Source organism: Hyphomicrobium sp. CS1GBMeth3, assembly GCF_900117455.1.
GTDB lineage: Bacteria > Pseudomonadota > Alphaproteobacteria > Rhizobiales > Hyphomicrobiaceae > Hyphomicrobium_C.
Genome location: NZ_FPHO01000003.1, coordinates 2337802 through 2349435, shown reverse-complemented (window position 1 = coordinate 2349435; position 11634 = coordinate 2337802). Strand labels below are relative to the sequence as shown.

Annotated in this window: 11 protein-coding genes; 6 read left to right on the top strand and 5 right to left on the bottom strand. The window is 65.3% G+C overall.

Annotation, left to right across the window (positions count from 1 at the left end; genetic code table 11):
* The first annotated feature begins 12 nt into the window (after nucleotides 1-12).
* Entirely contained in the window at nucleotides 13-450 is a 438-nt protein-coding gene (locus CS1GBM3_RS18455) for an SUF system Fe-S cluster assembly protein (RefSeq protein WP_083567754.1), read from the top strand.
* A gap of 152 nt (nucleotides 451-602) precedes the next feature.
* Nucleotides 603-1016 (top strand): HesB/IscA family protein, encoded by a 414-nt coding sequence (locus CS1GBM3_RS18450; RefSeq protein ID WP_244534692.1) that lies wholly within the window; start codon nucleotides 603-605, stop codon nucleotides 1014-1016.
* A gap of 65 nt (nucleotides 1017-1081) precedes the next feature.
* Here the strand turns inward: CS1GBM3_RS18450 and pyk are convergent, their stop codons facing one another.
* Both pyk and CS1GBM3_RS18440 read right to left on the bottom strand, forming a co-directional pair.
* Nucleotides 1082-2590 (bottom strand): pyruvate kinase, encoded by a 1509-nt coding sequence (pyk, locus tag CS1GBM3_RS18445; RefSeq protein ID WP_072397102.1) that lies wholly within the window; start codon nucleotides 2588-2590, stop codon nucleotides 1082-1084.
* Nucleotides 2587-3177, bottom strand: a complete 591-nt coding sequence (locus CS1GBM3_RS18440; protein ID WP_244534691.1) for a DUF1036 domain-containing protein — start codon at nucleotides 3175-3177, stop codon at nucleotides 2587-2589. Before CS1GBM3_RS18440 ends, pyk begins: the two co-directional genes overlap by 4 nt.
* Before the next feature lie 84 nt (nucleotides 3178-3261).
* Between CS1GBM3_RS18440 and CS1GBM3_RS18435 the strand changes: the two genes are divergently transcribed.
* The 4 genes from CS1GBM3_RS18435 to CS1GBM3_RS18420 all read left to right on the top strand — a co-directional run bounded on the left by CS1GBM3_RS18435 (nucleotide 3262) and on the right by CS1GBM3_RS18420 (nucleotide 6221).
* On the top strand, nucleotides 3262-4092 hold the full coding sequence (locus tag CS1GBM3_RS18435) for an N-formylglutamate amidohydrolase (protein ID WP_072397668.1): 831 nt from the start codon (nucleotides 3262-3264) through the stop codon (nucleotides 4090-4092).
* A 14-nt stretch (nucleotides 4093-4106) separates the two neighbouring features.
* Nucleotides 4107-4427, top strand: a complete 321-nt coding sequence (locus CS1GBM3_RS18430; protein WP_072397666.1) for a DUF1244 domain-containing protein — start codon at nucleotides 4107-4109, stop codon at nucleotides 4425-4427.
* Nucleotides 4428-4564: 137 nt separating this feature from the next.
* On the top strand, nucleotides 4565-4867 hold the full coding sequence (locus tag CS1GBM3_RS18425; RefSeq protein WP_072397100.1) for a DUF2312 domain-containing protein: 303 nt from the start codon (nucleotides 4565-4567) through the stop codon (nucleotides 4865-4867).
* 394 nt (nucleotides 4868-5261) lie between these two features.
* Entirely contained in the window at nucleotides 5262-6221 is a 960-nt protein-coding gene (locus CS1GBM3_RS18420) for a LysR substrate-binding domain-containing protein (RefSeq protein ID WP_072397098.1), read from the top strand.
* Here CS1GBM3_RS18420 and CS1GBM3_RS18415 read toward each other — a convergent pair.
* The 3 genes from CS1GBM3_RS18415 to CS1GBM3_RS18405 all read right to left on the bottom strand — a co-directional run bounded on the left by CS1GBM3_RS18415 (nucleotide 6202) and on the right by CS1GBM3_RS18405 (nucleotide 11519).
* The gene (locus CS1GBM3_RS18415) at nucleotides 6202-7791 is read right to left on the bottom strand and encodes a peptidoglycan L,D-endopeptidase MepK (RefSeq protein WP_072397097.1); all 1590 of its coding nucleotides are present in this window, start codon (nucleotides 7789-7791) and stop codon (nucleotides 6202-6204) included. The two genes, CS1GBM3_RS18420 and CS1GBM3_RS18415, sit on opposite strands and share 20 nt — an antisense overlap.
* A 150-nt stretch (nucleotides 7792-7941) precedes the next feature.
* A complete protein-coding gene (locus CS1GBM3_RS18410) occupies nucleotides 7942-9834 on the bottom strand; it encodes a L,D-transpeptidase family protein (protein ID WP_139247967.1) in 1893 nt (630 codons plus the stop codon).
* A gap of 179 nt (nucleotides 9835-10013) precedes the next feature.
* The gene (locus CS1GBM3_RS18405) at nucleotides 10014-11519 is read right to left on the bottom strand and encodes a sigma-54-dependent transcriptional regulator (protein ID WP_072397095.1); all 1506 of its coding nucleotides are present in this window, start codon (nucleotides 11517-11519) and stop codon (nucleotides 10014-10016) included.
* Nucleotides 11520-11634 lie beyond the last annotated feature (115 nt).

Below are 11634 nucleotides of genomic sequence, written 5' to 3'. Positions count from 1 at the left end.
GAGGAGCCGACTATGGCTGAGCTTGAGACGCAAGAGACGCCGCAGCGCCCCGAAGGCGCCGTGACGGAGGAGACCGACCGGAAGCCGGAGCCCGCTCCCGAAAGCGCGCTGTCGGCGGAGGTTTCGGCGTTGCCGCCCGAGGAGCTGGACCGGCTCACGAGCGACATCGTGGCTGCGCTCAAGACCGTCTACGATCCCGAAATCCCGGCCGACATCTACGAACTGGGCCTGATCTACAAGATCGACATCAGCGATGATCGCGAGGTCGCCGTCGAGATGACGCTGACCGCGCCGGGCTGCCCCGTGGCCGGGGAAATGCCTCAGTGGGTGGAGAATGCCGTCAGCGCCGTCCCAGGGGTTTCCGGCGTAACCGTGACGCTCACGTTTGATCCGCCCTGGGATCAGAGCCGTATGTCGGATGAGGCGCGGCTTGCGCTCAACATGTTCTGAGCTGCTGGCGCGGGACCTCGTAAAAAGTCGCGGCGCAGGCTATATTTCGAGGTACCGATGCCAGTTCCCGGCTTTTTTGAGTGCCGCGCCTCTTATCGGAAAACCGGCATCCACTTTTCCGGAAGCGCGGCGGAACCAGGACGGCGTGCACGATGACTGACCAGACGACGACAACCCCCCCCCCCCGCCGTGCCCGGCCGAAGGTGATGACGCTGACGCCCCGCGCCGCGGAGCGCGTGCGCGCCATCATGGCCTCCAAGGGGCCCGAGATTGCCGGTCTCAAGATCGGCGTCAAGAAGGGTGGCTGCGCGGGTATGGAGTATACGATGACCTGGGCGGACAGCGTCGGGAAGTTCGACGAGGTCGTGGAGCAGGATGGCGCCCGCGTCATCGTCGATCCGCAGGCGGTGCTCTATCTGCTCGGGACCGAGATGGACTACAAGACCGACAAGCTCTCGGCGACGTTCGTGTTCAACAACCCGAACCAGGCCGGCGCCTGCGGTTGCGGCGAGAGCGTCAATCTCGTTCCGGCCGCACAGGGCGCGGCCGACGCGGCCAGCGAATAACCCGGCAACTTAGATTGATCCCCTCACGCGCGCGGCCTCTCCCAGCCGGGAGAGGTGCACTTGCGTCAGGAGGCGATCTTGGGCGGCGCGCGGCGCTCGACCGGCACCTTGCCGCCCGTCGGCACGTAGTCGGGGCTGTGGCCGTCCGGCAGGCCGTGCTCGTCGACGAACGCAAGGCGGATCATGTTGGTCGCGCCCGGCGAGCCGAGCGGCACGCCGCAGGTGATGACCACACCCTGGCCCGGCTTCACGAAGCCGCCCTCGTAGGCGATGCGCGTTGCCTTGCGCACCATGTCGGCGAGATCCTCGGGATCTCCAGTCAACACCGTCTCGATGCCCCACACGAGCGCCAGACGCTGCGCCGTGCGCGCGATGGGCGTCAGCCCGATCACCGGCAGGTTCGGACGCTCGCGGGCGACGCGTAGCGCCGTCGAACCCGTGGCCGTGTAACAGAGGATCGCCGCGACCTTCACCGTGCTCGAGATGGCGTGCGCGGCGGCCGCAATAGCGTCGGCGCCCGTCGGCAGCGGCGGGAAATCGATGGCGTGCACGAATGCGTCGTAGCTCGGATCGTTCTCCGCCTCGTGCGCGATGCGGTCCATCATCTGGATGGCTTCGACCGGATACTGGCCGACGGCGGACTCTCCCGAGAGCATGACGGCGTCGGCGCCGTCGAACACTGCGGTCGCGACGTCCGAGACCTCGGCGCGCGTCGGCATCGGCGAGGACGTCATGCTTTCCAGCATCTGGGTCGCGACGACGATCGGCTTGCCGGCCGCACGCGCCTTGCGCGTGATCTGCTTCTGCAGGCCCGGCACGCGCTCGACCGGCATCTCGACGCCGAGGTCACCGCGCGCCACCATGAAGGCGTCACCGGCGGCAATGATGTCGTCGATGTCGGCGATCGCCGACGGCTTCTCGATCTTGGCCAGAACGGCGGCCCGCCCGTCGATGATGGTCTTGGCCTCGATGATGTCCTCGGCGCGCTGTACGAACGACAGCGCAATCCAGTCGGCGCCGAGCTTGAGGCCCACCTCAAGATCCGCGAGATCCTTCGGCGTCAAAGGGCTGACCGCGAGAAGCGTGTCCGGCAGGCTCAGGCCCTTGCGGTTCGACAGGATGCCGCCGGTCACCACTTCGGCAGTGACGCTCTTGCGATCCACATCGGTGACCCGCATGCGGAGCTTGCCGTCGTCGATCAGGATCGCGTGACCGGGCTGGATGGCGGCGAAGATCTCGGGATGGGGCAGGCTCACTCGCTGCGAGGTGCCGGGCACTCCCGTCTGGTCGAAGCGGAAATGCTCGCCGGCCTTGACGAGAGAGCGGCCGTCCGTGAACTCGCCGAGGCGGAACTTCGGACCCTGCAGGTCACAGAGCACGCCGATCGAGCAGCGATGCTTCGCGCTGACGTCGCGCACGGCCCGCACGAGCGACCGGGCGGTGTCCGGGCTCGAATGGCTCATGTTGATGCGGAAGACGTCGGCTCCGGCGATGAAGAGACGCTCGATAACTTCCGGTGCCGACGACGCGGGACCCAGCGTCGCGACGATTTTAACACGCCGATTGCGTCTCATTGACCGACTGCCTCTTTATTATCGTCTTTATCGTCCGGATCGGTGAGGCGGACCGTCCACTCTTGGCCCTCTCCGGTGTCGACTTCAAAAAAACCCGTGCGCTTATATCCGCGTTTCGGACAATCCTGAACACCCCGGATGGCGAACGATTTATCTGCGGTGCACATGAAGTTTGTGCCCGCCCATTCACCGCCGCGGTCATAATCGACGGCGTGGACGTAGATAAACCGGCTCGGCACCGGACCTTTCAAGAGCGTTTCGCACGCCTGCGACGCGATGTTCCACCACCCTTCCGTCGCCCAGCCCTTGTCGTCCTGATAGCCGATCGAAACCCCGACGCGGCTTTGCGTGGTGTTGCAGAGCTTCAGATCTGCCAGAGCCGGATGCGACGCAATCGCCAGGAGCAAAAACGCCGTCGGCGCCAGGATTGTCGGTCTTGCAATCATGGGTTCACGGATGTCGATGAGACAGGGGTAGGTCTCGACGCGACCGCGCCTTGTGGGGAGGACAAAACGTTGGCAATGAAAGCTGGCAGCTTTGAGGTGCGCGCGCCTCTGGCCGCCGGCCGGCAGCGCATGCGGCGCCATTGAAGGCCTGGACGCAACTTTTCGCAACCCTGCAATTCAACGGACATTATCCTTAAGCGCATGACGGCCGGTGGTGAGATGTCGATGCGACCTTTGACGGGGCCCGAGACGACCCCGGTTTCGGGGATTTCGGGCGAAGCATTCGTGTGCCTCCCGGGCTCGCTGACCTCAGGCGTCATTCTGCTCTGCGATCATGCCCGCAACACGCTACCCGAAGGTTACGGCACTCTTGGGCTTCCGGCTGCCGAGCTTCAACGGCACATCGCCTACGACATCGGCGCCGCCGGCGTGACGGAGCGGCTTGCAGCCATCCTCGGCGCACCGGCCGTTCTGACACGGTTTTCGCGGCTGCTGATCGACTGCAACCGCGGCGAGGACGATCCCACGCTGATCATGCGGCTTTCAGACGGAGCGGTCGTTCCCGGCAACCGCACCCTGACGGCAGAGGAGCGCGAGGGGCGCATTGCGCGATTCTACAGGCCCTACCATCGGGCGGTGGGCGAGTTGATCGATCTCGCAATGGCGCAGGGCGTCATCCCGGTGCTGTTCTCCGTGCACAGCTTCACGCCAACCTGGCGGGGCAGCCCGCGCCGCTGGCACGCAGCCGTGCTCTGGGACAAGGATCCGCGGCTTGCGCAGCCGCTGCTCGCGGCCCTGTCGGCGGACCCGGCCCTCGTTGTCGGCGACAACGAGCCGTACACGGGCACGCTCAAGGGCGACTGCATGTGGCAGCACGGGACCTCGCGCGGCCTCGCCCACGCGCTGATCGAGGTGCGGCAAGACCTGATCGCGACGGAAGCCGGCCAAGCCGAGTGGGCAGAACGGCTCGGGCATGCGATGCAGAGCGTTCTTGCAACGCCCTCCGACGATACCGATCTCAGGACGGTGCAGTTTTTCGGGTCTCACACCGATTGAAGGACGACAAAATCATGACAGCCACCGATCCGAAGACGACGCTGGAGCTCGAGGCGGCGGCTTACCGCCGGCTGGTCGAGCACTTCCGCACGCGCACCGACGTGCAGAACATCGATCTCATGAATCTCGCGGGGTTCTGCCGCAATTGCCTCGCGAACTGGTACCGCGAGGCAGCCGAAGAGCGCGGTATTGCGCTGAGCAAGGAGGCGTCACGCGAGATCGTTTACGGCATGCCTTACGCCGAATGGCAGCAGCGCTACCAGACCGAGCCATCGCCAGCCGCGCTCGAGGCGTTTGCCAAAAGTGATTCGCACGCTCCGAAGCACGGCAGATAAGCGCCGTCGTCCACAGGAAATAATCTCTCTGGATGAGGCGGCCCCTCGCCTTGCCGCTCGCCTCTCGCGGGCCTAGCGTCCCGGCAGATGCATCCGCATCGCGGATTGCAGAGGGACCGGAAAGAGTGGGGGTAGCCATGACGACGCTTCAGGCTTCGGCGCAGAACCAGCTTCGCCAGATGGTCGAGAGCATCGAGCGTCTCGAGGAAGAGAAGAAGGCGCTGTCCGCGGACATCCGCGACAAGTACCTGGAGGCCAAGGGGCTCGGCTTCGACGTAAAGGCGCTGCGTCAGATCATTCGGCTGCGCAAGAAGAGCCAGACCGAGCGGCAGGAGGAAGAGGGTATCCTCGAGGTCTACATGCACGCGCTCGGCATGCTGGATGGCCCGCTCTCGACCGATGCCGAGGCCGCCGCAGACCGCATGATCGCCGCCGAGTAAGCAGAGCGCTTCCGAGCCAAAGTTCGTGGAAGATCAGGCGCGTGTGCGTTCGCAGGGTTGCGTGCGCGCCGTCGGAGCTTTGTCAGCGCCCATCTCAAGAAATCCCGAAGCTGATCATGGGCGCCGGAGGCTTTCGCGCAAGTCTGCACGGTGTGCGCGTCTTCACGCGAACAATTAAACAATACAGAACTGAAGAAGAAAAACGTCTCGGGCCGCTTCGGCGCACGGCCCGAGACGCTAACGACGAGACGAAACCGAAGTTTCACCTGCCGTATTCCGGGAAACTTTTGCAAACGGCCGCACGGTGATCACGATCGTTTGTACACCGCGACCATAGACCGCTGCCAAGATCAGGGCTAATCGTTATTTGTTTCTCCCCTGATCAGGCCCTCTTATGACTCAGGTCACTCTCAAGCAGATCCGCTACTTCGACGCGTTGGCGCGCGAGCTGCACTTCGGGCGTGCCGCAGACTCCTGCGCGGTGACGCAGCCGGCGCTGTCGATGCAGATCCACGAGATGGAGCAGAACCTGGGTCTTGCGCTCGTCGAACGAACGCGCTCCGGCGTGCAACTCACCGCCAAGGGTCAGGAGATCGCCGCCCGCTGCGCCAGCATTCTCGGGGACGTACGCGATCTCGTCGCCTACGCTCAGCATGCCAACAGCATCCTCGCCGGCACGCTTCGCCTCGGCGTGATCCCTTCGGTAGCGCCGTACCTCCTGCCGCCGCTGCTGCCACTGCTGCGGGAATTCTATCCGGAGCTCGAGTTGCACGTGCGCGAAACGCAAACCCAGCACCTCACCGACGAGCTGCTGGAGGGAAAGCTCGACGTGCTGCTCCTGGCCTTGCCGCTCAAGCACGCCGATCTCACCAATCGCACGCTGTTCGAAGACAAGTTCCTGCTCGCCGTGCCGAAGGACCGTAAGCTTTCAGGGCGTGTGCGCGCCACGAAGGAGCTGATCGAGCACGAGCGGCTGTTGCTACTCGAGGAAGGGCATTGTCTGCGCGATCAGGCGCTGACCTACTGCAGCCTGCAGCAGGTCGACGCGGTCAACACGTTCGGCGCCTCGAGCCTTGCGACCATTGTCGAGATGGTCTCGGCCGGGTTCGGAATCACGCTGCTACCCGAGTTGGCCGTCGGCATCGAGGAGCGCGGGCGCGACATCACGCTCGTGCGCTTCGTCGAGCCGGAGCCATCGCGCACCATCGGGCTTGTGTGGCGCTCGACCTCGCCGCGCGCGCAGGATTTCGAGGAGCTCGGTCGTTTGGTGATCAAGGCTTGGACAGACGGGCCCATGGCGGTGCTGCGCTCAGGAACGCGCGCGCGGAAACCGATTATCGCGGCAGGGTCGTAACGGCGCGCGAGACGAGCCGCCGCTGCGCGGGATCCGCCTGAGGTGTCTCGGCGGTCAAGTCCTCTAAGTGCACTGCCTCACCCTTGAAAGCCTGAGCCCAGGCCATGGTCGTGTGCAACGCTCCCGCGCCCAGGCGCATCGGTAGCGCCATACCTTCGTCGTCGATCATATCGAGCGCGGCTTTCGCGTCGGGATGCACCATTGTCGCGAGCGCCGGGTCGTCGAATGAGGCAGTCTCGGTCAGTAGGGGCGCCAGCGCGAATGGCCGGTAGGACAGCTCATCCGGGTGGTCGTCGTCGTATTCGGGTGCCGTCGTCCATCCGCTCCGCCAATCGACCTGGCGGTCTCCAAACGGATGCTCACGGCTCACGATGGGCGGGGGTGTGCGCTCCTCCGTCACGGCGCCTTTCGGCAGCGTCGGCCAGCCGGGCGTCAGGGAGGCCTTCATCGGTGCTGCGCCGGCGACCAGCGCCGCTGGCGCCGCGGTCGGCGTATGATCGGCCTCGAGGGAAGCAAGCTTTATGAGCATGTCGAGGCGCGAGCGGTCGTTATCCGGCAGCTTGGCGACAAAGCGCGACGGCCGGTCGACGGGTCGCGGCGCCGCGAGTAGGCGCGGCGCGCTGTCCACCGGAGCCTTCGCCAGTGCGACCTTCGGTCCTGCGGCCTGCCTGTCGGCCGCGAGTGCGACGATCGGGAGCTCTGCCTCCGGCCCCTTCTTCGGAGCTTGAGGACGATTGGCAAGTGTAGGCTTGGGCGGTGGTGGCAAGCTGTTGGCGGCCGAGGCGGACGGCGACGCGGCGGCGACCTGGACCGGCGCCTTGCGGCCTTCGCGCAGATCGTAGAATGCGGCCACCTCGACGGCGAGATCCTTGCGGCGCTCGCGCGCCGCGCGCGCATCTGCTCGCGTGATCGGGCGACCGTCAGCCGGTTGGTGTTTCGTGCGTCCGGACGGGAACAACAGCGCCAGCTCGTCACGTACCATGCGCGGCCAGTGGCGCACGCGTGCGGTATCGACGTGCACGAATGGGATGCCCGATGTCGGATAGTAGCCAACGCCACCGCGCTCGCGCACCATCGCCGAATAGCGCATGCGCCTCAGCGGTACGTCCGGGAAGGAGATATCGACGGCCTTGCCGGTCATGTGCTGGCTCTTCGTCGCCTGGCCGCCGCGCGTCTTGCGCAGCATGGCGTTGGTCGCTGGCGAGCGATAGCCGGAAATGATGTGCACGGGCTCGCGAGAGCCGAGTTCGCGGTGCATCTCCCAAATGATATCGATGGTGTTGGGGTCCATCGTCGTCTGCTGGTCCTTGCGCCAATCGCGCAGGATCCAGTTGATCTTCTTCATTGCTTCGGGAACGAAGCGGCCGTCCTTCTTATATTGGACGGTCAGCGTTTCCTTGGTGTGGATCTGGTAGAAGGAGATCGTGCGGTCGTCGCCCGCGCGCGCGGACGCAGCCTGCGCGAAAACCGCAAGCAGCGTGGCCGCGCCGGCGCCCAGAGCCCGGCAGGTGAGGTGTCCCGCCTTTACGCGCAACAGAGATCCCCCATGCATGTCGCCAAGGTTAACCATTACCCCCGTAGTCTTAACGGTCGGTAACCTTCGAATGCGTGATCAAGAGGGCCTGTAAGCGGCATAAAAAGGGCGAGCTGCCCCGATTGGCCGGACATCCTTTGCTTGAGGTTAACAGACGTGGTTGCCGTAAGTGGCTGTTAGGGCCGATTAAAAGCCACCAAATACGTTATTGAAGAAAGTCTCGAGCGGATTCGCCGCATAGCGTGGCTTCTCCAAGCGCACGGGTGCCAGATGGTCGGGGCCGACCGCAATGGCATCGAAGCGCCCGGCCAGCGCCAGCGTCATGCGCTGCTCGTGACCGTAGACGTCCTTGAACCGATGCACCACGCCGTCGTCATCGATACGCTCGGTGAAGTAGACGATGTGAACCGGGATCTTGGTGTCGAGCTTGATCGGGTTCTCGACCGGCTGACCAGAGGCAAGCGCCTGTACCTCTTCCGCAGACCAGCCCTTGTCTGCCTCTAGAACCAGCTCGGCAAGTCGGATCGGGTTACGCACGCGCACGCAGCCGTGGCTGAAGGCGCGGCTCGGCTTCTCGAACAGATGCTTGGTCGGTGTATCGTGCATGTAGACGATATGCTTGTTGTGGAACGTGAACTTGAAGAGGCCGAGGACGTTGGCGGGTCCCGGCGGCTGATGCACGTCGAACTGGCGGATGTCAGCCGAGCCCCAGTCCACGTAATAGGGATCGATCGGGCGGCCGTTGCGCGTCATGCGCAGGCCCTGCTTCTGGAAGTATGTGCCGCCGCGCGCCAGGCTCGGATAGAGCTCGCGCACCTTGATCGAGTCCGGAACGTTCCAGCGCGGGTGCGCCGTCACCATGTCCATGTCGGCCGAGAAGGTCGGCGTCTGCTTGTCGACGAGGCCGGCGATCATGCGCTCCTCGTGCACGACCTTGCCGTCGCGCACGAACTGGAACGTGAACTCAGGCAGATTGACCCAAACGTGGGTCGCGCCCAGGTCCTCTGGGATCCAGCGCCACATCTCCATATTGGCGGCCACGCGCTCGGGGCTCGGCATATCGATATCGTTCAGTGCGGCGCGCGTGCTGCCGCCGACCAAGCCATCCGGCGAGAGGCCCTTGTCGGCCTGGAAAGTCTTCACGGCATCGAGCAGAGCCTCGTCGTAGAACGTTTCGTCGGCCGGCGCGTCGCCGGTGGCGGCGGGAACGGGAACATCGAGCCGCTGGCGCAAGAGCGCCACGTGCGGGTGGCGCTGCCCCGGCGTCAGTACCGGCCCTTTCGGGAGGCGCACGATCTCCGCCGTCTCGTCCGCCGACTTCAGGAGCGCTAGATAGTGCTGGCGCAGCTTCTCGAACTGCGGATGCTTGGGATGGAAGCCACGCAGGGTTGCATCGGACGGCGTTGCGCTCGCGAGCTGATCGAGCACCAGCTTAGGATCGAGAAGCTGCGGCTTGCGGTCGAGATAAGACGACAGCTGCTTGACGGGGTCCTCGATGCGGCCGCCGCGCGCGTGGCGCGCGTACGCCAGAGCGGCGCGCGACAGCGTCAGCTCCGCCCCGGCCGCCTGCTCCTCGGTGAGGGGAGCGGAGACGTGCGGCAGCTCGAACGCATCGGGGTCGAGGCCCCATTCCTTGGCTTTCTTGATCTCACCGATGGCGAGCGTGGCGCGGTCGCTCAGGGCGCCGTCGGCAATCCAGAGCGGCGCATCGGCGCGCGATTCGTAGAAGGCTTTCAGCGCCTCCGCTTCCTTGCGCTCGGTTTCGGAAAGCGTCTGCAGAAGCGCGTCAATGCTGGCGCGCACGCGGGCGCCGAGCTGCGGTTTCGCCGGCGGCGCGGCCGCGGCCTGCGGTGGCGCCTCGACGGGCGCCGCGCTCGGAGCGGGCGCCGTGACGTCCGCAGGCGCGCTTGCAGGCTGCTCGGGCGTGGGGGCTGCGGCTGCTGGCGTCGCTGTGACGGGGGCGGCTGGCGCCTCAACGGCCGCATCGGCGGCTGGATCTGCTCGCGACACTGCCGGAACGAGAACCGACGCGAGAACAAAGGCGCCCAACGGGGCGGTAATACGGGACGCGTAGCGCATGATGTCTCCCAAGCCGCACGGACTCGGGAGCAAGCTAGCGGAGGCGCGCCGGCATGAGAAGGCGCGCAGAGCGCCTATTCCGGCCTCAGGGGATTTCGCAAACTGGCTGTGGAGTTACGGTCACGGAAGCCAACGACACCGGATGCGGGAACATCCGATGTCTCCACTTAAACGGGCGCTCAGTTGACGCGCGGCTCGAGCCCGTACTCCTGCATCTTCCGGTAGAGCGTCGAGCGGCCGATCTTGAGCCGCTTGGCCACCTCCGTCATGTGGCCGCGGTAGCGACCGAGCGCGAGGCGGATCATGTCGGCCTCGATGTCCTCGAGAGCGCGGATCTCACCGCTCTCGGTGACGGCCGGAATGCCGAGGGCGGACGATCCGGACGTCGGGCGCACCTCGACCGTCTGCGGGACGGTATCTTCGGCGCCCAGCAGCGCGGGCCCCGTGTAAGCCGCGGGCTTCTGCAGCCCGGCAGGCACGGGCGGGATCTCGGCCGTGAAGCCCTTCACGTGAGCCGCGATCTGCGGGAACTCCGCCACCGTGAGCTCGGCGCCGTCAGCCAGCACCACAGCGCGGAAGATCGCATTCTCGAGCTGGCGAACGTTGCCCGGCCACTCGTAGGTCATGAGCAGGCGCATGGCCTCGTCGGTAAAGCCGGAGACGCGCTTGCCTTCCTCAGCTGCGAAACGCGCCAGGAAATGACGTGCGAGATCGGGGATGTCCTCGCTGCGCTCGCGGAGCGGCGGCACCCAGATCGGGAAGACGTTGAGACGGTAATAGAGATCCTCGCGAAAGCGGCCGTCCTTCACGAGCTGGATCATGTCGCGATTGGTGGCGGAGATCAGGCGGAAGTTGACCTTGATCGGCTTCTTGCCGCCGACGGGGTCGATCTCGCCTTCTTGCAGCGCACGGAGCAGCTTGACCTGCGCTTCGAGCGGCAGCTCACCCACCTCGTCGAGGAACAGCGTGCCGCCGTCGGCCTCCTGGAACTTGCCGATGCGCTTGTCCACGGCGCCGGTGAAGGCACCCTTTTCGTGGCCGAACAGGATGCTCTCGACGAGATTCTCCGGAATGGCGCCGCAGTTGACGGTGACGAACGGGCGCCCAGCGCGCTCGCTCTCGCCCTGGATGGCGCGCGCGATCAGCTCCTTGCCGACGCCGCTCTCGCCTTCGATGAGCACGGGGATCGTGGAGGCGGCCGCGCGCTTGCCGAGCGCGATGACGCGCTGCATGCCATCGCCGCGAATGATGAGGTCGTCGAACGTCAGCGTGCCTTCGGACTTCTTCCTGAGGCGTAGGATCTCATCGGACAACGCCTCGATCTTCATGGCGCTCTTCATCGAAACCTCGAGCCGCTCCGGGGACGCGGGCTTGATCACGAAGTCGACGGCGCCGAGCTTGATGGCGTTGATGGCCGTATCGACCGAGCCGTTGGCGGTCAGCACGATGATCGGTGGTGCCGCCTTGCCTTTCAGGTGCTCCAGAACGCCCATGCCGCCAACGCCCGGCATCACGAGATCCAGAAGCACGAGGGAGACGGTGGCGCGGTCCGGGCCTTCCAGCACCTCGAGCGCCTGTTCGCCCGAGGGTACGACGCGGGTTTCAAAGCCGAAGCGCTTGACCGTCTCTTCGAGAATGCGGCGCTGAGCGGGATCGTCGTCGACGATAAGGATACGCTTTGCCATGGTCACTCGTACACAACACGAACTACTGTATTGCCCGGTCCAAAAAGGATGCGCGCCTGCTTGAGGCAGCAGCACGACCGGCAACTCGACGAGAGGATGATTGCCGCACAACGGT